The 24,601-nt window shown below is 64.6% G+C and carries 21 protein-coding genes; 12 read left to right on the forward strand and 9 right to left on the reverse strand.

Features of this window, described 5'->3' with window-relative positions; all coding sequences use genetic code 11:
• Nucleotide 1 precedes the first annotated feature (1 nt).
• Nucleotides 2-2,209: a hypothetical protein gene (locus NKJ09_RS29905; RefSeq protein WP_502901327.1), complete on the reverse strand. Its 2,208-nt coding sequence runs from the start codon at nt 2,207-2,209 to the stop codon at nt 2-4.
• Nucleotides 2,210-2,530: 321 nt separating this feature from the next.
• Here NKJ09_RS29905 and dnaK point away from each other — a divergent pair, with 321 nt between their 5' ends.
• From dnaK to NKJ09_RS29935, 6 genes are all read left to right on the forward strand, one after another.
• Nucleotides 2,531-4,447, forward strand: a complete 1,917-nt coding sequence (gene dnaK / locus NKJ09_RS29910; protein WP_023718912.1) for a molecular chaperone DnaK — start codon at nt 2,531-2,533, stop codon at nt 4,445-4,447.
• Nucleotides 4,448-4,659: 212 nt separating this feature from the next.
• Nucleotides 4,660-5,790, forward strand: coding sequence for a molecular chaperone DnaJ (gene dnaJ / locus NKJ09_RS29915; protein WP_023679852.1), 1,131 nt, complete (start codon nt 4,660-4,662; stop codon nt 5,788-5,790).
• Nucleotides 5,791-5,906: 116 nt separating this feature from the next.
• Nucleotides 5,907-6,512: a phospholipid N-methyltransferase PmtA gene (gene pmtA / locus NKJ09_RS29920; RefSeq protein WP_352481404.1), complete on the forward strand. Its 606-nt coding sequence runs from the start codon at nt 5,907-5,909 to the stop codon at nt 6,510-6,512.
• Nucleotides 6,513-6,574: 62 nt separating this feature from the next.
• On the forward strand, nt 6,575-7,171 hold the full coding sequence (locus NKJ09_RS29925) for an NADPH-dependent FMN reductase (protein ID WP_352495461.1): 597 nt from the start codon (nt 6,575-6,577) through the stop codon (nt 7,169-7,171).
• A complete protein-coding gene (gene pyrF, locus NKJ09_RS29930) occupies nt 7,168-7,881 on the forward strand; it encodes an orotidine-5'-phosphate decarboxylase (protein ID WP_023718909.1) in 714 nt (237 codons plus the stop codon). The genes NKJ09_RS29925 and pyrF overlap by 4 nt, the downstream gene beginning before the upstream one ends.
• 23 nt (nt 7,882-7,904) lie before the next feature.
• Complete coding sequence (locus NKJ09_RS29935) at nt 7,905-8,192, forward strand: DUF1330 domain-containing protein (protein ID WP_023718908.1); 288 nt, start codon at nt 7,905-7,907, stop codon at nt 8,190-8,192.
• On the opposite strand, the gene NKJ09_RS29940 is transcribed toward NKJ09_RS29935, so the two are convergent.
• From NKJ09_RS29940 to NKJ09_RS29965, 6 genes are all read right to left on the reverse strand, one after another.
• Nucleotides 8,189-9,247, reverse strand: coding sequence for a D-alanine--D-alanine ligase family protein (locus NKJ09_RS29940; protein ID WP_352481402.1), 1,059 nt, complete (start codon nt 9,245-9,247; stop codon nt 8,189-8,191). The genes NKJ09_RS29935 and NKJ09_RS29940 overlap by 4 nt on opposite strands.
• Nucleotides 9,248-9,406: 159 nt before the next feature.
• The gene (locus tag NKJ09_RS29945) at nt 9,407-10,288 is read right to left on the reverse strand and encodes an SMP-30/gluconolactonase/LRE family protein (RefSeq protein ID WP_352495460.1); all 882 of its coding nucleotides are present in this window, start codon (nt 10,286-10,288) and stop codon (nt 9,407-9,409) included.
• The gene (locus NKJ09_RS29950; RefSeq protein ID WP_352495459.1) at nt 10,288-10,926 is read right to left on the reverse strand and encodes a 2-dehydro-3-deoxy-6-phosphogalactonate aldolase; all 639 of its coding nucleotides are present in this window, start codon (nt 10,924-10,926) and stop codon (nt 10,288-10,290) included. Before NKJ09_RS29950 ends, NKJ09_RS29945 begins: the two co-directional genes overlap by 1 nt.
• On the reverse strand, nt 10,923-11,873 hold the full coding sequence (locus NKJ09_RS29955; RefSeq protein ID WP_352495470.1) for a 2-dehydro-3-deoxygalactonokinase: 951 nt from the start codon (nt 11,871-11,873) through the stop codon (nt 10,923-10,925). Before NKJ09_RS29955 ends, NKJ09_RS29950 begins: the two co-directional genes overlap by 4 nt.
• Nucleotides 11,873-12,640: an SDR family NAD(P)-dependent oxidoreductase gene (locus tag NKJ09_RS29960; RefSeq protein ID WP_352495458.1), complete on the reverse strand. Its 768-nt coding sequence runs from the start codon at nt 12,638-12,640 to the stop codon at nt 11,873-11,875. Before NKJ09_RS29960 ends, NKJ09_RS29955 begins: the two co-directional genes overlap by 1 nt.
• Before the next feature lie 132 nt (nt 12,641-12,772).
• The gene (locus tag NKJ09_RS29965; protein ID WP_352764388.1) at nt 12,773-14,572 is read right to left on the reverse strand and encodes a GtrA family protein; all 1,800 of its coding nucleotides are present in this window, start codon (nt 14,570-14,572) and stop codon (nt 12,773-12,775) included.
• 130 nt (nt 14,573-14,702) lie between these two features.
• On the opposite strand from NKJ09_RS29965, the gene NKJ09_RS29970 reads away from it, so the two are divergent.
• The 6 genes from NKJ09_RS29970 (at nt 14,703) to NKJ09_RS29995 (ending at nt 19,550) form a co-directional block, all read left to right on the forward strand.
• Nucleotides 14,703-15,710: a glycosyltransferase gene (locus NKJ09_RS29970; RefSeq protein ID WP_352495457.1), complete on the forward strand. Its 1,008-nt coding sequence runs from the start codon at nt 14,703-14,705 to the stop codon at nt 15,708-15,710.
• A gap of 7 nt (nt 15,711-15,717) precedes the next feature.
• Complete coding sequence (locus NKJ09_RS29975) at nt 15,718-16,092, forward strand: GtrA family protein (RefSeq protein ID WP_352495456.1); 375 nt, start codon at nt 15,718-15,720, stop codon at nt 16,090-16,092.
• A gap of 216 nt (nt 16,093-16,308) precedes the next feature.
• Nucleotides 16,309-17,250, forward strand: coding sequence for a glutathione synthase (gene gshB / locus NKJ09_RS29980; protein WP_352495455.1), 942 nt, complete (start codon nt 16,309-16,311; stop codon nt 17,248-17,250).
• 160 nt (nt 17,251-17,410) lie between these two features.
• Entirely contained in the window at nt 17,411-18,943 is a 1,533-nt protein-coding gene (locus tag NKJ09_RS29985; protein WP_352764391.1) for a YifB family Mg chelatase-like AAA ATPase, read from the forward strand.
• A 92-nt stretch (nt 18,944-19,035) separates the two neighbouring features.
• On the forward strand, nt 19,036-19,359 hold the full coding sequence (locus NKJ09_RS29990) for a hypothetical protein (RefSeq protein WP_352495471.1): 324 nt from the start codon (nt 19,036-19,038) through the stop codon (nt 19,357-19,359).
• Nucleotides 19,263-19,550: a GNAT family N-acetyltransferase gene (locus NKJ09_RS29995; protein WP_352515833.1), complete on the forward strand. Its 288-nt coding sequence runs from the start codon at nt 19,263-19,265 to the stop codon at nt 19,548-19,550. Before NKJ09_RS29990 ends, NKJ09_RS29995 begins: the two co-directional genes overlap by 97 nt.
• Before the next feature lie 202 nt (nt 19,551-19,752).
• On the opposite strand, the gene NKJ09_RS30000 is transcribed toward NKJ09_RS29995, so the two are convergent.
• The gene (locus NKJ09_RS30000; RefSeq protein WP_352495453.1) at nt 19,753-21,924 is read right to left on the reverse strand and encodes a malate synthase G; all 2,172 of its coding nucleotides are present in this window, start codon (nt 21,922-21,924) and stop codon (nt 19,753-19,755) included.
• Between the two features lie 290 nt (nt 21,925-22,214).
• Entirely contained in the window at nt 22,215-24,242 is a 2,028-nt protein-coding gene (locus NKJ09_RS30005; protein WP_352495452.1) for a hydantoinase/oxoprolinase N-terminal domain-containing protein, read from the reverse strand.
• Nucleotides 24,243-24,601: the final 359 nt, after the last annotated feature.

The raw sequence follows: 24,601 nt of genomic DNA on the forward strand, positions 1-24,601 counted from the left end.
CTCACGGTTCGCAGCTGACGGCTGGGGTTCTGAGCGGCAAGGTCATCTTGCAGCAAGGGTAGTAGCCACCCTTGTCGCGGTCGGACTGCCTGTAGAAGCAGAGCCCGACATCGACCCTGTCGCCAGGATAATGGCCGGTGATACCGATCGTGAATGGCGCGCCGGGCGCATGCGACAGGGGCGAAGTCACCCCGACGCCAGGCGTCCTGGACAGAGCCTTGATCGAATCGCCGCCGAAGCCGGTATGGTCATGAAGATAGAGATCGGCCTCGAGGCCGGAGGGCGTGCAGAAATACTCGACATCCTCGACATCAAGGCAAGGAGGCAGATTGCCGGGGGGCGGGAAGTCCGGCGGATAGAACGGTGGCAGATAGCCGCCCGGCACCTGCTCGTAATAGCCGGCACGGCCTTCGCAGGGGCGCCAGACCTCGACGTCGCCGACATGGCCTTCCACTTCCGGGTCTTCGAAATAAGTGTCGAAATCGACGAACCACGAGCCGAAAGGCGGCACGTTGGCCGGCCTGACCAGCGCCGTCGGCGTGATCTGCACGCCGTGCACGGCAAGCGGCCCCCCGGCTGCGAGCTGTTCGGCGAGCGCCGGGTTGTCGCGCAACTTGTCGCCGGTATCGACCAGCGTGTCGGTGCAGATGCCGGTATCGAGATTGCCTTCGGAATCGTAGCCATATTGCAGGTCGAGGCCGCCGGCCGACTGCCGGTTGTCTTGCGGGAAGCCGACCGCATATTCCTGCGGCACTTCCACCCAGACCGATTCCGTTGCCGGATCGTCCGGATTTTCGCGCCAGTAGCGGATGACCTCACCCTTGCCGGAATCGGCGAACTGGCTGTAGTCGTAGCGGTTTTCCACCGGGCCGCGCTGAGCCAGATACATGAAGCCCTTGTTGTCAAAGGCGATGTCGGTGACCGCGTAATCCTTGTCGGCCTTGACGGTCAGCTCCCAGCGCGGGTCGCCGAAGCTGCCGTCGCCGGCAATGCCCACCGACCAGATCTCCGCCTTTTCCCCGACCGAGTAATAGAGCCGGCCGCCACGATAGGCGACCGACCAGACGCGGCGCTCGTCCTGTGTGTAGCCCCAGCTATCGGGGTCCTCGCTGTCGAAGGCAGCACCCTGGATGTCCATCACCGAGCCGTCGTCGGCGACTGGGGGCAGCCCGTGCGCCGGGCGGCCGGCGACGCCGTGGTCGAACGTGTCGACTAGCGCGCCATTGGCGTCGATGCGGTGGATAAGGCCGGTGTCGAGATCGCTGGCGAAGAACTGGCGGTGGATATTGTCGAAAGTGACGTCGCCGATGCCGGGACCGCTATTGGCGTCGATATCGGCGAATTTCGAGACGGCGCCGGTGATGCCATCGATCTTCCAGATCGTTCTGGGGCCGCCGCCGTTTTCGGTGCCGAACTGGCCGTCCATGAAGACCGCGTCAGCCGTGCCGCGGCGCTGCCGCTCCGGCCGGCCGTCGGCGTCGCCGTCTGGTGTGACGATGCGGATGCCGTGCAGCGAGGTAGCGCCGGCATAGAGGTTTGGAATGGCCGAGGGAACGCCGTCGCGCACGCCGTCGTCATAAGTGATGCCGAACACCTGGCCGATTTGCTCGGCCGTGACCTCGAAGGGTGGCGGGGTGAAGACCAATTGGCCAGACGCCGGCCCGCCCAGCCTTGAAACGTCGAAGACGCGCAAGGTTGCGCGCGCCGTGTCGATGAAGGTCTCGTCGACCGGATCGACGCCCGGCGGCAGGCCTTCCTCGAAATTGGGGATGATGGTGCCAGAGAATCCGGTCACTGCCATCGAGCCGGGATAGATGATCTGGGTTTCCTGGGCCTGTGCCGAGCCGCCGAGCCAGAGCCCAGCGGCGAGTGCCAAGGCCGATAATCCGCTGGCAGCCTGGATTGCGCGGCGCAAATGGCCGGCACGAGAGCGCACGGACGCGCCATGGTCGCAAGACATGGATCTCCCCCCACAGGTCATGGGAGAAACATCCGGTCTCGGCGCGCAAATCAGGGCAAGGCGCGGCGTTCCGGCACGTTCATCCCTGATCGAATTGTCTGCTTTCCTCACCGTCATGATACGCCGGCGTCCGCGCAGGGTCAACGGAACCAGCGGAAAGCCCAGCGCATCGACCCGGTCCCGAAGGCGACTGTCGCGCTGAGTTCCTGCTGTTCCCGGAGACCATCGAGCCTCTGGATCTGTGGTCATGGGGCTTTCCTTTCCGGGGCCGCACCACGCGGCACCTGAGCGTCAGTCGCGAGGTGAGGCGGAAAGGTTCATGGACCGGGGCCGGGCCGGCTGGATCACGGCCGGAAAATACGGGCCTGCCGGTCCCGAATCCGATCAACCGCGATGAATGGTGAACGCCTTGCGCAGAATGCTTGCGCGCCACGCAGCCTGTTCTTATATACGCGCCAAGCCGTCCAGCGCCGAATGCCGGTTGCCGGAGCGGAATTTCTTGTGAACAGGGGCTTTCGTCGGAACGCCTGTACGGGTCCTGAGAGCCTGCTTAGCGGAGAGATTAGAGAAATGGCAAAAGTAATCGGTATCGATCTGGGAACAACCAACTCCTGTGTCGCCATCATGGACGGCAAGGAATCCAAGGTCATCGAGAATGCGGAAGGCGCGCGCACGACCCCTTCGATCGTCGCCATCAACAGCGACGGCGAGCGCCTCGTCGGCCAGCCGGCCAAGCGCCAGGCGGTCACCAATCCTGAAAACACCATTTTCGCGGTCAAGCGCCTGATCGGCCGCCGCTATGACGATCCGGTGACGGAGAAGGACAAGAAGCTTGTCCCCTACAAGATCGTCAAGGGCGACAATGGCGATGCCTGGGTCGAGGCCGGCGGCAAGAACCAGTCGCCCAGCCAGATCTCGGCGATGATCCTGCAGAAGATGAAGGAAACGGCGGAAGCCTATCTCGGCGAAAAGGTCGAGAAGGCGGTCATTACCGTTCCGGCCTATTTCAACGACGCCCAGCGCCAAGCCACCAAGGATGCAGGCAAGATCGCCGGCCTGGAAGTGCTGCGCATCATCAACGAGCCGACGGCGGCAGCACTTGCCTATGGCTTGGACAAGAAGGAAGGCAAGACGATTGCCGTCTATGACCTTGGCGGCGGCACGTTCGACATTTCGGTGCTCGAAATCGGCGACGGCGTGTTCGAAGTGAAGTCGACCAATGGCGACACCTTCCTCGGCGGCGAGGATTTCGACATGCGTTTGGTCGAATATCTGGCGGCCGAGTTCAAGAAGGAACAGGGTATCGACCTGCGGAACGACAAGCTCGCCCTGCAGCGCCTCAAGGAAGCGGCTGAAAAGGCCAAGATCGAGCTGTCGTCCACCACGCAGACCGAGATCAACCTGCCCTTCATCACCGCCGATGCCAGCGGCCCTAAGCACCTGACGCTAAAGCTGACGCGTGCGAAGTTCGAGAGCCTTGTCGAAGATCTCGTCCAGCGCACCATCGAGCCCTGCAAGGCGGCGCTCAAGGATGCCGGCCTCAAGGCCGCTGAGATCGACGAGGTCGTTCTGGTCGGCGGCATGACCCGTATGCCCAAGATACAGGAGATCGTGAAGCAGTTCTTCGGCAAGGAACCGCACAAGGGCGTCAACCCGGATGAGGTCGTCGCACTTGGCGCTGCCATCCAGGCCGGCGTGCTGCAGGGCGACGTCAAGGACGTGCTGTTGCTCGACGTGACGCCGCTGTCGCTCGGCATCGAGACGCTGGGCGGCGTATTCACGCGGCTGATCGAGCGCAACACGACGATTCCGACGAAGAAGAGCCAGGTGTTCTCGACGGCTGAGGATTCGCAGTCGGCGGTGACCATCCGCGTCTTCCAGGGTGAGCGTGAAATGGCCGCCGACAACAAGGCGCTCGGCCAGTTCGACCTGGTCGGCATCCCGCCTGCGCCGCGTGGCGTGCCGCAGATCGAGGTCACGTTCGACATCGACGCGAACGGCATCGTCAACGTTTCGGCCAAGGATAAGGGCACCGGCAAGGAGCACCAGATCCGCATCCAGGCGTCTGGCGGCCTTTCGGACGCTGACATCGAGAAGATGGTCAAGGATGCCGAGGCCAATGCCGAAGTCGACAAGAAACGTCGCGCACTGGTCGAGGCCCGCAACCAGGCCGAGGCTCTGGTGCATTCCTCGGAGAAGTCGCTGAAGGACTATGGCGATAAGGTCTCGGAGACCGACCGCACGGCGATTGCCGATGCGATCGCGGCGTTGAAGACCGCTGCCGAAGGCGATGATGTGACCGAGATCGAGGCCAAGACGCAGACGCTCGCCGAAGTCTCGATGAAGCTCGGCCAGGCGATGTACGAGGCTTCGCAGAAGGAAGCCGCCGAGGCCGACGCCAAGGCTGATGCCGCCAAGGACAGCGATGTGGTCGATGCCGATTTCGAGGAAATCGACGAAGACGACGAGAAGAAGAAGTCGGCCTGAACCGCCTGACGGTACAGGTAAGCAAAAAGCCCGGCGCACAGCCGGGCTTTTTTGCAACCCTTTGCCGGAAAAACGCCGAGCTACCCGAAAAAATGCGGACAAAGCCTCGTAGACACTGGCATCCCGGCTCCATCACACCTAAATCGGAACAGCGTGCCGGCAAACGACGCAACGATACTTCAAGACGTTGACTATCCGGACTGCGGGAAAACATGAAAGCTGATTTTTACGAAACGCTGGGCGTGCAAAAAGGCGCCGACGAGAAGGAGCTCAAGAGCGCTTTCCGCAAGCTGGCCATGCAGTTCCATCCCGACCGCAACCCAGGCGACCATGCCTGCGAGCACAAATTCAAGGAAATCAACGAAGCCTACGAAACGCTGAAGGACCCGCAGAAGCGCGCCGCCTACGATCGCTTCGGCCACGCCGCCTTCGAGCACGGCGGCATGAATGGCGGGGCGCAAGGCTTTGGCGCCGGCGGCTTCGCCGACATTTTCGAGGACATTTTCGGCGACATGATGGGCGGGCGCCAGCGTCGCTCGTCCGGCGGTCGCGAGCGCGGCGCCGACCTGCGCTATAATATGGAAATCACGCTGGAAGAGGCATTTTCCGGCAAGACCGCGCAGATCCGCGTGCCGGCATCGATCTCCTGCTCGGAATGCTCGGGCAGCGGCGCCAAGCCCGGCACCCAGCCCGTCACCTGCTCGATGTGCAACGGCCACGGCAAGGTGCGCGCCACGCAAGGGTTCTTCTCGATCGAGCGCACCTGCCCGCAATGCCAGGGGCGCGGCCAGACCATCAAGGATCCATGTCCGAAATGCGCCGGCCAGGGCCGCGTCACCGAGGAGCGCTCGCTGTCGGTCAACATCCCTGCCGGGATCGAGGACGGCACCCGCATCCGGCTTGCCAATGAGGGCGAGGCCGGCCTGCGCGGCGGCCCATCGGGCGATCTCTACATCTTCCTCGCGGTCAAGCCGCACGAGTTCTTCCAGCGCGACGGCGCCGATCTTTATTGCAAGGTGCCGATCTCGATGACGACGGCAGCACTTGGCGGCTCGTTCGAGGTGACGACATTGGACGGCACCCAGACGAAGGTGAAGGTGCCGGAAGGCACCCAGAACGGCCGCCAGTTCCGCCTCAAGGGCAAGGGCATGCCGGTGCTGCGCCAGCCCAATATCGGCGACCTCTACATCCAGACCGTGGTCGAGACGCCGCAGAACCTTTCGCGCCGCCAGCGCGAATTGCTGGAGGAATTCGAGCAGCTTTCCTCAAAGGACAATTCGCCCCAGTCGAGCGGATTTTTCGCCCGCATGAAGGACTTTTTCGAAACGTTCGGCGAGCATTGAAGCTGATCCCTGGAAACGCTTCCCGAGCGTCATCAACACCTTATCCGGGGATTCGCCTTGTCTTGCACCTCGTAGCTGCTAAGTAGCATGCGAGGGAGCGTTGAGGAGGACTTTCGATGACGCGTAGTCCCGGACTGCGAAAGACGCTGGCGGAAAAGTTCGACGACGAACTGAAGTTCTTCAAGGGCTGGATCGACAAGCCGAAGGCGGTCGGTTCGATCGTCCCGACCAGTTCCATCACCGCGCGCAAGATGGCCTCGATCGTCAATCCGAAATCCGGCCTGCCGGTGCTCGAGGTCGGGCCTGGCACAGGCGTCATCACGCGCGCCATCCTCGCTCAGGGCATAAAGCCTGAAAATCTCTACGCGGTCGAATATTCCACTGATTTCGTGCGCCATCTGCGCCAGCTTTATCCAGGCGTCAACGTCATCGAGGGCGACGCCTTCAATCTCGACGCGACGCTCGGTGACAAGCGCGATCTGGTCTTCGATTCGGTGATATCGGGCGTGCCGCTGCTCAACTTCCCGGTCGCCCAGCGCATCGCCTATGTCGAGAGCCTGCTCGACCGCATCCCGGCGGGCCGGCCGATCGTGCAGCTGACTTACGGGCCGCTGTCGCCGATCCCGCCGGGCCGCGGCGACTATACGGTCGAGCATTTCCATTTCGTCATCCGCAACATTCCGCCGACGCAGCTTTGGATCTACCGACGCGGGGCCGCCTGAATTGCAGCGTTGGGTTTTGAATAGCACTTGTCTTATACCCATCGGGTGACAAGGCAGACCCCATGGCTGTGATCCCGAAAATTCTCGTCGTCGCCGGTTCGGTGCGCAGCGGCGCCTATAGCGCCAGGACCGCCGACGTTGCGCAGAAGGAACTTGCCATGCAGGGCGCGGAGGTGACCCGCATCTCGCTCGCCGACTATCCGTTGCCGATCCTCGACCAGGATCTGGAAAAGGAAGAAGGCATTCCCGAAGACGCCGTCAAGCTCGGCCGGATGATCGCCGCCCATGACGGGCTGCTGATCGCGACGCCCGAATATAACGGCTCCATTCCACCGCTGCTCAAGAACACCATCGACTGGGTAAGCCAGCTGCGCAAGGATGGCGGCCGGACGTTCAGGCCGCTTGCCGGCAAGGTTGCCGGCCTCTGCTCGTCTTCCAACGGACCCTTCGGCGGGATACGCTGCATCAACCATCTGCGCGCCGTTCTGGTGCGCTGCCGGATGGAGGTGGTGACACCGGAATGCTCGGTGCCGGAGGGCGGCAACGCCTTCGACGACGAGGGCAACTTCAGGGACGAGAGACTACGCCAATCGATGGAGCACCTATGCCGAACGCTGATCGAAACCTCGCGCATGCTGTCGACGCGGATCGAGGCATGATCCCGGACGCCGCGCATGCCGACACGATGCAGGAAAGGCTGATCGTCGGCCTCGACCTGCCGACGCTGAAGGAAGCCGAGAAAGCGGTGCGCGAGCTCGACGGGATCGTCTCCTTCTACAAGATCGGTTACCAGCTCGCCTTTGCCGGCGGGCTCGACTTCGCCCGCGAGCTGGCCAGCGGCGGCACCAGGATCTTTCTCGACATGAAGCTGCTCGACATCGATAACACGGTGGCCAAGGGGGTCGACAACATCGTCAGGATGGGCATGAGCATGCTGACCATCCATGCCTATCCGAAGACGATGAAGGCGGCGGTCGAGGCTGCGAAGGGCAGCGACCTTTGCCTGCTCGGGGTCACCGTGCTGACCTCGATGGACGAGCAGGACGTGATCGACGCCGGCTATGAATATGATCCGCATACGCTGGTGCTGAGGCGCTCCGAGCAGGCGCTACATGCCGGCATGGGCGGCATCGTCTGCTCGGCCGAGGAAGCGGAGGCGGTGCGCCGCATCGTCGGCCCCGACCTGGCCGTCGTGACGCCGGGGATCCGGCCCACGGGCAGCGACCATGGCGACCAGAAGCGGGTGGTGACGCCGGCGCAGGCGATCCGCAACGGCTCCAGCCACCTCGTGGTCGGCCGGCCGATCGTCGGCGCGGCCGACCGGCGGGCGGCAGCTGAAGCCATCCTCGATGAAATGCGCTCGGCATAAGGACCAAAAACCAGGAGAAACCGATGCCCAAGGGATACTGGATCGCTCGCGTCGACGTGCGCGATGCGGAAGGCTACAAGGACTATGTCGCAGCCGCCAAGCTGGCCTTCGACCGCTTCGGCGCCAAGTTCCTGGCGCGCGGCGGCGCGCATGAGAAGGCCGAGGGGCCGGGCCGCGACCGCAATGTGATCATCGAGTTTCCGTCGCTTGCGGCGGCGCATGACTGCTACCACTCGCCCGAATACCAGCGCGCGGTCGCGATCCGCCAGAAGGTGGCTGATGGTGAAATCGTGCTGGTCGAGGGGATTTAGGCGCGAAGTCGGTTCATCGCGGTCTCGGCCATCGCATTGGCCAGGCTCAGGCCCCATTGCTGGCGACAGTAATCGCGGAAATCGAAGCAGGGCAGGCCGGGGCAGACCTCGAACTCGATGAGGTGCACGCTGTCGTCGGCTTCGACCCGGAAGTCGATGGAAAACACATCCCGCAGGCCAAGCCCGACCATCAGGCTTTCGGCGATGCGACGAATTCTTGCATCGGCTCGAGGCTGGCTGGCGCCAACGGGAAGCAGCAACGGCTCAGCGTAATTTCCCGCGGCTTTCGCCGCTACACCGGTATCGCCGTAAAGCGCCAGGCTGTCCTGCATGGTCTGGAAATCGCTGCCCGAATCGACAAGGGCGATGCCGATCGCCTCGGCGCCGGTATCCGGCTTCAATCCGAGAAAACTGGCGCGCGCGTTGCGGCCGGCGACATAGGGCTGGACCACGACATCGTCGCGATAGGCGGCGAAGACGCGCCGGCTAAGCTCCAGCGCGTGGCCGAGATCGTGGCAGCGCGAATCCGGCCAGATGCCGATCTTGGCGCCGAGCCGGTTCGGCTTGACGAACCAGCCGGCGGGCGAGTCCGGCGGCGCGACCAGCCAGGCTCCGTCACGGGCAAGGCCCGCCCGCGGCACCGGCAAGCCAAGCGCGCCGAGCACGGCGCCGGAACGGAACTTATCCTGACAGAGCGCAAAAAGCGCATCGTCGGCGCCGATCGCCTTCAGGCCGTTCAGCCGTGCCAGAGCTGGTGCCGCGCCGCCGCGGAAATAGGCGATGCCGTCGGTCAGTGTCCAGACGAGCGTGGTCTTCGGGTCCTCGCCGGCGAGAACGCTTGCGGCGGCGTCGAGTGTCACCGGCGCAAACGACAAGCCGCGCTTCTGGCAAGCGGCGGCAAGTGCGTCGAATTCAGCAGCGATGTCGGTCGATTGCGCCAGATAGGAGGCGATTTCGACGGCACGCTCCGGCACGTGGTTATCGGCGACCAGCCGATCGAAGCAGGCCTTTTCCGGCTCGTAGACAAGGATCAGCTTCGGCTTGCGGCTTGACATGGGTGGAACGGCTCCTGGCAGCACGATTGCCTACCATCGCACGGGGAACGCATTCGGCTTGCGCGGAACCGACGTTGATCGGACGCCTGCACGACAGCAAGCGCACCATCTTCTTGTTTGACCATGATCTTTTCCGAACCAAAGGTTCGGGACCATGGTCTAGCCAATCAGCACGCGCGGCTCGAAGCGACCATTGACTGGAATGTCGAGCATAAACGTCATGCCGGCTTGCGGGTCGAGCAGGCGCTGCTTCTCGCTCTTGCCGGACCAGGCGGAGGTGACCGCGATCCGGTCGGCATTCCTGCCGACAAAAGCCGGACAGGACGGCTGCGTCGCCGGCATCGCCACCGAACGGACAAGCTTGCCGTCGGGTCCATAGGCTTCGACGACGCTGCCGCCCCAGCAAGCGTTCCACAATATGCCGTCGCGGTCGAGCACCGAACCATCGATATAGCCCTTGGCCGAACGGTGATCGACGAAGACCTTCGGTTCGCCAACCGGCAGGCCGGTCGCAGGATCGCAGCCGACGCGCATCAACAGCCCGGTGCTGGTGTCGGTATAATGGGCGATGGTCCCATCTTCGGAAAAGCAGATCGAATTGGGCACCGTGAGATCCGCATAGAGCCGGCGCAGCTCGCCCTTGAAGAACCAGTAGATAGAACCGGCGGCCTTCTCCTCGCCCTTACCCATGGTGCCGACCCAGAGGGCGCCGCAAGGGTGAACGCGGGAATCGTTCGAGCGGGTGACCGTATTATCGGCCTCGATCGGCGTGTGCAGCGTCAGCTTGCCGGTCGCGACATCGCGGACATGCAGGCCGGTCTCGGTGGCGATCAGCTGGCGTTGGTCGTCGACGATGGCGATGGCGCTGGCCATCTGACCGAGCTCGTGGATTTTGACCGCACCGCCGGACAAGCGCCGTTCCAGGAGCTGGCCGTTGACGATGTCGAACCAATAGAGCGTGTCCGTGGCAGGGTCATAGCTTGGCCCCTCGCCGAGTTGGCAGACATGGTCGGAAAAAACCGAAACGATGGTCTCGCTCATCATGCCGCTCCAAACGCCGCGTCCCAGGCCACGACCGCAGCCTTCGCCCGTGCTGCCACTTCGTCGATGCTCATGCCCGGCTTGAACAGGCTGGAGCCAAGACCGAAGACGGTGACGCCGGCCGCTTTGTAGCCGGCAAAGTCCTTGTCCGAAACGCCGCCGACGGCGCCGACCAGCACACTGGCTGGCAGCACCGCGCGCATCGCCGAAATGCCCGCCGCGCTAAGCACGCTCGCCGGGAAGAATTTCAATGCCGAGGCGCCGAGCCGGATTGCTTGAAATGCCTCGGTCGGCGTGAACACGCCGGGCATCGTCACCATGCCGTACTGCATGGCACGGCCCATGACCTCGGCATCGATATTGGGGCTGACCAGCAGCCGCCCGCCGGCCTTGTGCAGACCGTCGACATCGGCGGCGGTGAGCACCGTGCCGGCGCCGACCAGCGCCGTCGGAGGAAGCGCTTCGACAATACTGGCGATGGAAACAAAAGGCTCGGGCGAGTTGAGCGGCACCTCGATTGCTTCGATGCCGGCGCCGAAGATCGCCTGGCCGATCGCCACCGCCTCGCTTGGCTTGAGGCCACGCAGGATCGCGACCAGACCCCGCTTGAGCTTTGGAAAAGGTGCGGTTTCGGTCATGCGGCAACTCCATTTTTGGCGATCATGCCATTTTCGCGCGCGGCTTCGGCAAGGCCGGCACGCACCGCCTCATCGGCGTCGACCGCCCTGAAAGCGAGCCCGGCAAGGCCGAGCGCCTCGGCATAGAGCCTGCCGAGTGCGCCCGATGCGATCAGCACGACGGGCACGGCGCTTGCCCCATAGCGGCTATTTGCCGAAGCGATCTCGCCGCCGATCAGCAGGCCGGACAGAGAGGCTGCGGCATCTTCGGGCTTCAGGTCCTGCAACAGGCTGGCGGCGCGGATCGAGAACAGTCTTGAAACGATGTCACCGCCCTCGGCCAACGCCTTCAGGCACCAGTCCCGGAAAAACGGACTTTCGGCGGCAACCGGCTGCGGCGGCTCGCCCAGCGAATGGCGCAGGATCGAGTGCGCAGCCAGCACCGAAAACAGCTCGCCGGTCGGCCAGGTGCCGAAGCCGGCAATGGAACCGTCCTCGACCAGCACCCATTTCGAATGGGTGCCGGGCATGCAGACGAGGTGGCGTCCCTGTGCCGGCAAACCGGCGCCGGCAAGCTGCGTTTCCTCGCCGCGCATGACGTCAGGCGCATCGGCAAGGCGTTGGGCAAGGCCGGGCACGATGCGGATGTCGCGGCGCTGGCCGGGGATGCGGGCAGCGCCGGCGAGGATAGCGCCGATCGGCGCCGGCACGCTGACATAGGGCGCCTCCAGCCAGCCCTGGCGCGAACCGGCCATCCCGCAAATGATGACCGGCAGCGCCTCGGGGGCACCCATGGCAGCCAGATGCCCTTCGAGAACGGACGAAAATCCTTTAGCCTGGGCGGTGATCAGCCCGTCATCGCCGCGCCGCTCGGCGAGAACCTTGCCGGCGCCGTCGAGCAGCCACGCCCTCATCCGGGTGGTGCCCCAGTCGACGGCCGCGACAGAAGGGGCCTTGCTCGATGAGATCACAGGAACCCCCCGTCGACGATCAGCATCTGCGCGGTCAGCATGCGTGAAGCATCCGACGCCAGGAACAGCACGGTGCCGACAACGTCTTCCGGCTGCATCACCTCTTTGATGCACTGCTTGGCGACGTGGGCGGCGAGCGCCTGTTCGGTGACCCAGAGCTTTCTCTGTCGCTCGGTGATCACCCAGCCGGGCGCGATTGCGTTGACGCGAATGCCGTCGACGCCGAGCTTGCCGGCAAGACCCTTGGTGAGGCCGACGATGCCGGCCTTGGCGGCGGTATAGGCCGGCATATCGGGATGGTTGATGAGAAACGAGGTCGAGGTGAAATTGATGATCGAGCCGCCACCGGCCCGCTTCATGCCCGGCGCCACCGCCTGTGCGCTGAAGAAATGCGGGCGCAGGTTGATGGCATGATTGTTGTCCCAGAACTCGACCGTGAGGTCTTCGACGGCATGACGGTCATCCTGCGCGGCATTGTTGACCAGCACGGTCACGTCGCCATGCGCCTCGGCGGCTTTGGCAACTGATAACCGCAATGCCTCGATATCGCGTATATCGGTCTTGAGATAGAGCGGCCGCCGGCCGAGCTCCTTGTCTAACCGATCGGCCAGCGCCAGGCTCGGACGGTCGGCGATATCGATAAAGGCGACCTTTGCCCCCTGGCGGATAAATCCCTCGGTCAAGGCGGCTCCAATGCCGGAGCCGCCACCGGTGATCAGCACCGAAGCGCCTTCGAGGTCGGCAAAGTGTGCCGATGGCATCATGAATTCTCTCCCGGTCCAACGATCTCGGTCTGACCGGCGCGCATCCTATCCAGCCATGTCGGGCGGGCAAGGGCGAAAGAGTGGATAGTCGGGACTTATGTCCGACAAAAGGCCGCACGCGCCCCCGATCGATCAGCCGCCCAGCCGGACGTGGTACAATTCGACGGCGGCTCCGCTGGTCCCGGCAACCGGCTCAAGCCATTCCGGTACGCTGCCGCGCATCAACCCGGCGAGAAAACCTGCCGGCGCCTTGGCGGCGAGGAGCTTGCTTTCGGGGCTGCCGGGGCACAATGCGACGAGGCCGACGTGATGATCCGCCAGGATTGTCCTGGCATCGGCATCGGACCCAAGGAAGGCATCGAGCGCCAGCAGGTTGCCGGCGACGCTGCGATGATAAGGCCCGGCGAAGACGCGGTGTCCGGAATAGGCCAGGATCGGCGATCCGAGATTGGAAATTGCCAGCACCGTGGTGCCGGGCAGGCGGCCAAGCGCCGCAAAGGAGGCCATGCGCTGGCAAGCGACATCGGCGCCGTCGCCATTATCGGCGGCGGTATTGCTGTCCTCGAAGGCGACCGAGGTCGCCGCGGCAGCCCCAGTCCAGACGGCATTCACCGAAACCAGCCAGACGGCGGCCATGCGCAGCGCCACGCCGCGCGACGGGCTGGCCTCGGCCCGTTGACGCCATTTGGCAATCCAGGCAGCAAGCGGGATGACGGCGAAGGCGATCGAGAATGTCGAACCGCGCACCTGCCAGGCACTGACGATGAAGGCCACGACAAGCAGCGTGCCGACAAGGCTGTCCTGCCGCCGCCAGCCGCCACGGCCAAGGCGAAGCGCCATCAGCACGAGCGCGATGAGCGGCGTAGCATAGCGCGCCACCACCCCGGCCGGATCTTCAGCGAGAAGCTTGAACAGCGATTGCGCCTCGTCGATGTGATCAAGCCATAGCTCCTTGAGGCGCGGATCGAGGTTGGCATAGGGCGCTGCCAGGCATTGCGGGAACAAAAAGACGACGACTGCGGCCAATATCAGGGCAAGCAGGCCAAGCGAGGCGATGCGCCGTTGGCGCGTGCGGCCAGCGGGCTCGACCGACGCTATCGCCGCAAGGCCGGTTCCGGCAATCGCTGCGACGACGAACTGCACGGTCGAGAAGGCGTCGCATTGCGCCTGACCCCAGGCGGACGGTGCGATGGTGGCGACAAAGACGAGAGCGGACACGCCGGCAAAGCCGAGGCCGAAATCCCTGGCAATCGGCCTCTCGCCATCGGCGTCGAGGGCAAACAGCGTGGCGACAGAGGCGCCGATGGTGGCGACATAAGGCGCGGTTTCCATGCCGACGGCCAGCATCAATCCGGCGCACAGGCCGGAGAGTAGTGCCGCCGGCCTGCGCAACGGCGCTTCAAGCAGAAGGCTCAGGCTGGCCATGCTCAGCATCAGCTGGACATTGTGGTGATCGAGCGCGCCAGGCGAAAAAATGCCGAGGAAGTGCAGTGCGGCGGCGCCGACGACGACAGCGGGCAGCACGGCGCCGTCACCGGCAAAGCTGCGCGCGGTGCGAGCGGTGAAAAACACGGTCAGGCAAAAGAGCAGCGCCGGCCACAGCACTTGCGCAAAATTCTCGGCAAAGACCGTGCTCCCGGTCAGGGCCGACACGGCCGTGATGGCGGCGATCGGCGCATCGACCAGCCGCGACCAGTGCATGACGAAGCCGCCTTCCAGGCCCATCCTGTACTGGTGCAGATCGAACCAGCTTTGGCCGGCCAGCATGTCGCGAACTTCGACAAGGCGCAGCAGATTGTCGTTGTCGCCGCCGGCATTGGTCAGTTCCGGGAAACCGGCAAAGGCATTGACGGCAAGCGCCAGCAGCGTGGCAAGCAGCGCCAGCGCGATATCGGACCTCCAAATGGAGGCGCCATCGTCGGCTGTGCTCATATCAGGACCTTTGGAAGGAATACGGGGCGGTTTAAACCTAGCCTTAACAGCTTCAATAAATAGTAAAGCCGCCCCGAGCGAGGCCGGCGTTTGAGCGGTCAGGGACCTCACAGGGCATCCGGAGACGAAAATGCCACAAGAAGTGCGCCATGAGCCGAGCATCGCCGTGCTCCTGCCTTGCTACAATGAGGAGCTGACGATCGGCGAAGTGGTGCGGCGCTTTCGCGAGACGCTGCCTGCCGCCGCGATATATGTCTACGACAACAATTCGCGCGATCTGACGGCGCTCCGAGCCCGCGCCGCCGGCGCCATCGTGGTGCGCGAGCCGCGCCAGGGCAAAGGCAATGTCGTGCGCCGCATGTTCGCCGACATCGAGGCCGACATCTATCTGATGGCCGACGGCGACGGCACCTATGCGCCGGAGGACGCGCCGCAACTGATCAACGCGCTGCTGACCGAGCGCTCCGACATGGTGGTGGGCACCAGGCGCGGCGTCGCCGACGATGCCGGCAGGACTGGCCATGCCTTCGGCAACCGCATCTTCAACAGCCTCTACAAGCGGCTGTTCGGCTCGGACTTTACCGATATCTTCTCGGGGTACCGCGCCTTCACCAGGCGCTTCGTCAAGAGCTTTCCCGCCGTTTCCGGCGGTTTCGAGATCGAGACCGAAATGTCGGTGCACGCCTCGCAGCTCAAATTGCCGGTGAGCGAGATCGGGCTCGACTATGGCCGCCGGCCGGAAGGCTCCTCGTCGAAGCTGTCGACCTTTCGCGACGGCGCGAAGATCCTGTGGATGTTCGCCATGCTGATGAAGGAGACACAGCCGCTGCGTTTCTTCGGCGCTTTTTCGGTGTTCTTCCTGGCATCGAGCCTGTTCCTGATGGCGCCGGTGCTGATCGAGTTCGCCGAAACCGGGCTTGTGCCGCGCATGCCGACCTGGGTGCTGTCGGTCGGGCTGCTGCTGCTGTCGATGCTGGCGGCGGTGACCGGGGTAATCCTCGATTCGGTGTCGCGCGGCCGGGCCGAGCAGAAGCGCATCTTCTATCTGTCGATGCCTTCCGGTCGCGTCGAACGTGAACGTGCAAGCGCCCTCGCGACTTTGAAGGCCGGACCGGGCAAGACCCCGCGCGCGGCCTAGAGCCTGAATGGGACGCCTCGCCCGCTTCATTTTCGCCGGCGGCATCGGCTTCGTCGCCGACGCGGCGGCGCTTTGGCTGGTGCTGACGATAGCGCCGCTCGGACCATTCGCGGCTCGCATCATTTCGATCGGTTTTGCCCTGTCCGTCACCTGGTTGATCAACCGCCATCTGACGTTTTCGCCTTCCAGCCGCGGCATCGCGCAAGAGGGCGCACGCTATGGCGGCGTCGGCATTGCCACCAGCGTCGTCAATTATCTCGTCTATTGCGCCATCCTGTTCGCGCTGCCGACGGTGTCGCCGCTCATCGCCCTTGCGGTCGCCTCGCTGATTGCCATGGCGCTGTCCTTCCTCGGCTATTCCAAGCTGGTCTTCGATCGCTGACGGCACATCGCATTGGGATCTGCGCCAAACGAAGCGCAGCCTCATCATGACCTTGGCCGATTGGCAGAAGCCGCCGATTTCCTTATATCGCTGTCGTCGATGCATCGGCGCGAAAATCGGAATCGATTTTCGGACAGCACGATGCATGGATTCAAAAGTGTTGGAGCGTACTTTGTGCATCCAAGTGGATCGCTGCAAGTGCGCCGGAGAGCTGCCATGCCCCTGAAAGTCGCCGTCCAGATGGACCACATCTCCACCGTGTCGATTGCCGGCGACACGTCGTTTGCGCTGTCGCTGGAAGCGCAGCGGCGCGGCCACCAGCTGTTCCACTACACGCCCGACCGGCTGTCGCTGCGCGACGGCAAGGTGTTTGCCCGCATCGAGGCGATGCAGGTCCGCGACGAGAAGGGCAGCCATTATTCACTGGGCGAAGAAATCCGTACCGATCTTTCGGAGATGGACGTCATCCTTTTGCGGCAGGATCCGCCCTTCGACATGAACTACATCACCACCACGCATATCCTCGAGCGCATCCATCCGAAGACGCTGGTGGTCAACGACCCGGCCTGGGTGCGCAACAGCCCGGAAAAGATCTTCGTCACCGAATTTCCCGACCTGATGCCGGACACGCTGATCACCAAGGATCCGCTCGAAGTCGCCGCCTTCCGCAAGGAGTTTGGCGACATCATCGTCAAGCCGCTCTACGGCAATGGCGGCGCCGGCATCTTCCACCTGCACGAGGCCGACCGCAACCTCGCCTCGCTGCTCGAAATGTTCGGCCAGATGTTCCGCGAACCCTACATCGTGCAGCGCTACCTCAAGGAGGTGCGCGCCGGCGACAAACGCATCATCCTGATTGACGGCGAGCCGGTCGGCGCCATCAACCGCGTGCCGGCCGAGCACGATTCGCGCTCCAACATGCATGTCGGCGGCCGCGCCGAAAAGACCGAGCTGACAGAGCGCGAACGCGAGATCTGTGCCCGCATCGGCCCGTGGCTGAGGGAGCGCGGCTTCATCCTCGTCGGCATCGACGTCATCGGCGACTACATGACCGAGATCAACGTGACCTCACCGACCGGCATACGCGAAGTGAAGCGCTTCGGCGGCGCCGACATCGGCAGCCTGTTCTGGGATGCGGTGGAGGGCAAGCGTAACTAGTCTCGCTTCGGAGCGGCCGCGTTGCAACCCATTGGAGCCGCTGCGTTCAGCCGTTCCCCAAATGTTCTTGCCTTCGCCGGAAATCTGTGGTTGTCTCCGGTGACGCCGTTCGCGGCATGATCGCAAGGGCTTGGGGCAAGCCTGCAGCCGGGGTGAAGACATGGTGGCGCGGGTTCGCACGGTTGCTTTCCAGGGCATCGAGGCCGTGCCGGTCGACGTGCAGGTGATGATCGCGCCGGGCAAGGTCAACATGCACATCGTCGGCCTGGCCGACAAGGCTGTAGCCGAAAGCGGCGAGCGGGTGCAGGCGGCGCTGCATGCATCCGGCCTGTCGATGCCGTCGAAGAAGGTCACCGTCAATCTGGCGCCTGCCGACCTGCCCAAGGAGGGCAGCCATTACGATCTGCCGATCGCGCTCGGTTTGATGGCGGCACTCGGCGCCATTCCGGGCGACATGCTGGCCGGCTATGTCGTGCTTGGCGAATTATCGCTCGACGGCACCATTGCCGCGGTGGCCGGCGCGCTGCCGGCGGCGATCGGCGCCAATGCCGAAGGCAAGGGCCTGATCTGCCCGTTTGCCTGCGGGCCGGAAGCGGCGTGGGCCGGCAAGGATTTCGACATATTGGCGCCGCGCAGCCTGATCGCCATCGCCAATCATTTTCGCGGCACGCAGGTTCTGTCGCGGCCGGAAGCCGGCATCCACGCCTCGGCGCGCGACTTGCCCGACCTTGCCGACATCAAGGGCCAGGAGACCGCCAAGCGGGCGCTGGAAGTGGCGGCGGCCGGCGGCCACAATCTGCTGATGGTCGGGCCGCCGGGGTCGGGAAAATCGATGCTGGCCCAGCGGCTGCCGTCGATCCTGCCGCCGCTTGCGCCGAAGGAATTGCTCGAAGTCTCGATGATCGCGTCGGTGGCCGGCGAACTCGGCGAAGGAAAGCTCACCGACCGGCGGCCGTTCCGCGCGCCGCATCATTCGGCCTCGATGGCGGCGATGGTCGGCGGCGGCTTGCGCGTGCGGCCGGGCGAGGCCTCGCTTGCCCATCACGGCGTGCTGTTCCTCGACGAGTTTCCCGAATTCTCGCCGCAGGCGCTCGATGCGCTGCGCCAGCCGCTGGAGACCGGCGACTGCATGATCGCGCGCGCCAACCATCGCGTCACCTATCCGGCGCGCATCCAGCTGGTCGCGGCGATGAACCCGTGCCGCTGCGGCATGGCCGGCGAGCCAGGCTATCGCTGCCTGCGCGGCGACCGCTGCCGCACCGACTACCAGGCGCGCATTTCCGGCCCGCTGCTCGATCGCATCGATCTCAGGATCGAGGTACCGGCGGTTTCGGCCAGCGATCTGATCCGGCCGGACCGGGCGGAGAAGAGTGCAGCCGTGGCACTGCGCGTCGCTCGTGCCCGTATGATCCAGCGTGAGCGTTTCGAGCGGCTCGGCGCGACCTCCGCCACCACCAACGCGCATTGCTCACCGTCGGTTATCGAGGAGATCGCCATGCCCGATGCCGCCGGCCTGTCGCTACTGAGGGACGCCAGCGAAAAGCTCGGCTTTTCGGCAAGAGCCTACCACCGCGTCTTGAAGGTGGCGCGGACGCTGGCCGATCTCGAGGCCAGCGAAACGGTCGGCCGCATCCATCTGGCCGAGGCGATTTCCTACCGCATGAGCTCGGAGCGGATGGCACAGGCGGCGTAGTGCTTCTGCTGCTCGCTGGAAGTACGGTTGCGGGTTCGCGCCCGATGATCGCATATGTTACGGTCATGCACCTAACCGGGGCTGAGGCGGGGATGATTTCTGTTTCGCCGGCACGCAGTGCCGAAGACTTCGAGACCATGGCCGGGCTTTGCCGCAAGCTTGCACAATGGGATGTCGACGCCGTGCAGCCTTACGGCGTCTCGGAGGAGGACGTGAGGACCATCTTCCACCCCGAAAGGAGCGGCAGTTCGCTGGCAGCGAAGTTCGGCGCGCCAGATGCCATGGCGTTTATCGCGCGATCGGAGAACCTACCGGCGGGCTGCCTCGCCTTGACCAGTTCGACGACCATACGGCGGAGATTCACAAGTTTTTTGTCGACGCGTCGTTTCGCGGAAAAGGAATCGGCCGGGCGCTGATGGGGGCCGCGCTGGCGGAGATCCGGAAAGGCCGAATCCGGACGGTATTGATCCACACGACGTTCTACATGAAAAACGCCATTGCCGTGTATGAGTCGTTCGGCTTCAGGCCCTGCCCGCCCTTCCGTGAAACCCCGGAGCCGGTCAGACATACCGATATTTTCATGTCGTGCTCGATCTCGCCCGCGTGAGGTTAGAGGCAGTCCGCGGTGTGGAGGACGCGGCGTCCCTCGACTTGCCCTATTTTTGGAAATCGAACCTGGGCCCCGATGATCCTCTTCCTGAGGCGCATCGTCAGAATGGGCGTTGGCGCACTTCATGCAGGACCCCTCCCGGCCCTTCGGGTCACCCTGCCCTCAAGGGGAGGGGGACGCCGGCTCCCGCGCCTTCGCTTCAGGCGCCTTGCTTCGCCTTCAGTTCCAGCCGCCGCGCGTGCAGCACCGGCTCGGTGTAGCCGTTGGGCTGGACGCGGCCTTTGAAGACGAGGTCGCAGGCGGCGAGGAACGCGATTGAATTGTTGAAGTCCGGTGCCATCGGCCGGTAGAGTGGATCGCCTTCGTTCTGGCGGTCGACGATCGCCGCCATGCGTTTCATCGTTTCCATGACCTGATCGGGCGTGCAGACGCCGTGATGCAGCCAATTGGCGATGTGCTGCGAGGAGATGCGCAGCGTGGCGCGGTCCTCCATCAGGCCGACGTCGTTTATGTCAGGCACTTTCGAGCAGCCAACGCCCTGGTCGATCCAGCGCACGACATAGCCCAGAATGCCTTGCGCGTTGTTGTCTAGCTCCTTCTGGATGTCTTCAGGCGACCAGTTCGGCCGCCTTGCTACCGGCACCGACAAGATGTCGTCGAGCCTGGCCTTGGGCCGGCTTTTCAGCGCCTTCTGCACGGCCTGGACATCGACCTTGTGGTAGTGCGTGGCGTGCAGGGTTGCCGCCGTCGGCGACGGCACCCAGGCGGTGTTGGCGCCGGCCTTAAGGTGCGCGATTTTCTCGGCCAGCATCGCCGCCATCAGGTCGGGCATCGCCCACATGCCCTTGCCGATCTGGGCGTGGCCGGCCAGCCCGCATTCGAGCCCGGTATCGACGTTCCAGGCTTCATAGGCGGCAATCCAGGCGGCCTGCTTCATGTCGCCCTTGCGGATCATCGGGCCGGCTTCCATCGAGGTATGTATCTCGTCGCCGGTGCGGTCGAGGAAGCCGGTGTTGATGAAGACGACGCGGTCCCTGGCGGCGCGGATCGCCTCCTTGAGGTTGACGGTGGTGCGCCGCTCCTCGTCCATGATGCCCATCTTGATGGTGTTTTTCGCCATGCCGAGCAGCGCCTCGACGCGGTCGAAAATCTCGACGGCAAAGGCAATTTCCTCCGGCCCGTGCATCTTGGGTTTTACGATATACATCGAGCCGGCGCGAGAATTGGCGCGGCGCCCGTTGGGGCCAACATCGTGCAGCGCGATCAGCGCCGTCAGCGCCGCATCCATGATGCCTTCCGGCACCTCATTGCCGTCGCGGTCCGATATCGCCGGATTGGTCATGAGGTGGCCGACGTTCCTGACCAGCATCAGCGAGCGGCCGGGCACGGTCAGCGTGCCGCCATCGGGCGCGGTATAGGTGCGGTCGGGGTTGAGCCTTCGGACAAAGCTCTTGCCGGCCTTGGTGATCTCTTCAGCCAGGTCGCCCTTCATCAGGCCGAGCCAGTTGCGGTAGACCAGCACCTTATCCTCGGCATCGACGGCCGCCACCGAATCCTCGCAGTCCTGGATGGTTGTCAGCGCCGATTCCAGCACGACATCGGCAATGCCGGCCGGATCGGTGCGGCCGATCTGGTTGTTGCGGTCGATGGCGATTTCGATGTGCAAGCCATTCCTGACCAGCAAGACGGCTTCGGGGTCGGCGGCATCGCCGCGATAGCCGGCAAACTGCTTGGGGTCGGCAAGCGTGGTGGCGCCGCCGCCCTCGCCCAGCCGCAACATGCCGTTGGCGACCGAAAGCCCGTTCACGCCGGCCCATTTGCCTGTCGTGAGCGGCACCGCCTCGTCGAAGAAGCTTTTCGCCCAGGCGACGACCTTGGCGCCGCGCGCCGGATTGAATTTGTTGCCTCGCTCGGCGCCGTCCGTCTCCGGGATGGCGTCGGTGCCGTAGAGCGCATCATACAGTGAGCCCCAGCGCGCATTGGCGGCATTCAGCGCATAACGCGCATTCATCACCGGCACCACCAACTGCGGCCCGGCGACCAGCGCGATTTCCGGGTCGACATTTTCGGTCGTCACGCTGAAGGCCGGCCCCTCGGGCAGGAGATAGCCGATCTCGCGGAGGAAGCTCTTGTAGGCCTCCATGTCGACGGGCGCGCCATTGTCGCGGTACCAGCGGTCGAGCTTGTCCTGCATGGCATCGCGTTTTTCGAGCAGCGCCCGGTTTTTTGGCGAGAGATCATGGACGATCGCCGAAAAACCGCTCCAGAATGCCTCCGCTTCAATGCCGGTGCCCGGCAACGCCTCGTTCACGACAAAATGGTGAAGCTCGCGGGCAATCCGCAATCCGGCGATCTCGACGCGATCGGTCATCAGGGCTTCTCCAGACGAAAGGCTAGGCCGGGCCTTTGGCATGTCGCGGTTGCAGGGTCAATTCGGCATAGGTGAAGGTAGGGCGTTTTCGCCGTTGCAGGAGCTGCCAATCTCCCCACTTGTGGGTGAGATGCCCGGCAGGGCAGAGGGGGGCGTGAAGGATCGCCGACCTTGCCATTTACGACCAGCCGCAAGTCTGAGGTGTTACCGCGAAAGACTGAGACGTTGGCGGGACAGCGCCCCCCTCTGTCCTGCCGGACATCTCCCCCTCGAGGGGGGAGATCGGCTAATCACACCGCCATCCTTGGCCTGCCCGACGCGACCGCCACGACATGCGCCTCGATGAACATGCGCTGGCCCTCGACGGTGGAGACGCGGAACTCGCTGGCGATTTCGATCTCGGCGCTGTCGGTGCCGGCGTCCTTCGCCCGCCCGGCGGCAATAGCGCGCACATCTCTCTCCGCCGCGGCGATCGCCGCCGCCTCGTCGTTGAAATCGCGCACGCTTTCGCCTGAGGCGACACGGAACAGCCCTTCCTTGGGCTGGCTGACCCGCGCCTCGGCCGAAACCCGGACCTGGCCGACGACGGCGCCGAGCGCATTGGCCACATCGGTATCCTCAGGCACCACGCAGTCATTGCCGACCAGCTCGGCCAGGCCGGCATAGTGCAACGGCGCCGAGGCGCCGAGGCCGATGACCGGACGGTCGAGCGCGACGCTGAGCCGGGCGATGCCGGGATGGGCGTCGACGGCGCGCTGGACCAGCGCGTGGGCGACGGTCGCCGCGCCATCCAGCCCATCCTCGGCGAAGGCGGTCTCGAGGATGACTTCCGCCGACAGGCGGGTCAGCGTGGTCAGCACCCGTTCCGAGATCGCCTCCGGCGAGGCGGCGATGAACTGGCCGCGGCCGTCACGCCTGCGCGCGAACAGCTCGGCACCCAGACGCGCCGCAGCCAGATCCCAATTGGCCTGCCTGCCCAGCACATGCGCGGCATCCGACGGCGTGAAGCCGGCGACATGCACCAGCCCGCGCGACACCAGCCGGTTCAAGGTGGCGTTCTGGGCATTCGAAGTCAGCAATCTGTCGAGAGCCTGCGGCACGGCACCGATCAGCTCGTAAAGCTTGGCTTCGGCACCGGTCAGTCCGGCCGCGAGCCGCTCCGGCACGCCGGTGCGCACCGCGAGGCGGCCATCCATGCGGCCGGGATTGGGTGCGCGCAGCTGGCGTTCCAGTTCTGATGTGACCGCGTCGCCATGCATCATGCCGGCCAGCGCCAGCGGCACCAGGCGGCGCGGCCCGAGCAGGATCTTCGGGTTGAGCGCGCCGTCCTCCAGCGCCACTTCGGAATCGCCGCCGAGGCCAAAAGTGCGCATGGCGACGGCCTCGACCATGGTGCGGAAGCCGCCGACGGTGGCGCCTTCCGGATCGAGCCGCGGCCGGCCCTTGTCCAACACCGCGACGTCGGTGGTGGTGCCGCCGATATCGGAGACCACGGCATTGTCGAGGCCGGTCATGTGGCGGGCGCCGACAAGGCTGGCGGCCGGGCCGGACAGGATCGTCTCGATCGGCCGCTGGCGGGCAAAGGCGGCCGAGACCAGCGCGCCGTCGCCGCGCACCACCATCAGCGGGGCGGCGATCTTGCGCGCGGCCAAAAAACCTTCGGTTGCCGCGACCAGCCGGTCGATCATCGAGATCAGCCGGGCGTTGAGCAATGTCGTCAGTGCCCGGCGCGGGCCGCCGAGCTTGGCCGACAGCTCGTGGCTGGCGGTGACCGGCAGGCCGGTCCTGTCGCGGATCAGGTCGCGGGCGGCAAGCTCATGCGCCGGATTGCGGGTGGCGAAATAGGCGCAGACGGCAAAGCCGGACACCGATTCTTCCAGTTCCGGCAAAGCTGCCTCCAGCCCGGACAGATCGAGTTTTGCCGCATTGCCATGGACATCGTGGCCGCCGGGGCAGAACACCACCGGATCGGTGCCGAGCGCCGCCTTCAGCCCGTCGCGGGCCAGATCGCCTTCGGCAAAGCCGATCATCACCAACGCGACGCGCCCGCCCTGGCCCTCGACCAGCGCATTGGTGGCAAGCGTCGTCGACATCGACACCAGCTTGATCGCCGCCGGGTCGGTGCCGGCTTTTTGCAGCACCGCATCGACCGCGCCCGATATGCCGACCGCCAGGTCGTGACGGGTGGTCAGCGCCTTGGCCTTGGCCAGCACTTTTCCGCCGGGGCCGCCGGCTTCAGACCACAACACGGCGTCGGTGTAGGTGCCGCCGGTGTCTATTCCGAGGAACAGGGGGGAGGGTTTGGTCTTGGCAGTCATATTTTGGGTCCGGAGAATTCGTCTCCGCCCCTTAGCGGATACCGGCCGATCGATAAAGCCGCGATGGCTGGGCCACGGGCGAACACGCTGCAGGCTCGCCCAATGCCGGCGGGACAGCACCCCCCTCTGTCCTGCCGGACATCTCCCTCTCAAGGGGGGGAGATTGGGTGTCACCCACGCTCTCGCAAATTTTCAACGCTGCAAACAGGGTGGCCGCCGGCGAAGCTGCCAATCTCCCCCCTTGAGGGGGAGATGTCCGGCAGGACAGAGGGGGGTGTGACGGATCGCAACCTTGGCAATTACCCGACAAACCCCACGCGCTTGTGGCTGCCATCGCAGAACGGCTTGTTGGCGGAGTG

This window comes from Mesorhizobium sp. M0189, from assembly GCF_040322135.1.
GTDB lineage: Bacteria > Pseudomonadota > Alphaproteobacteria > Rhizobiales > Rhizobiaceae > Mesorhizobium.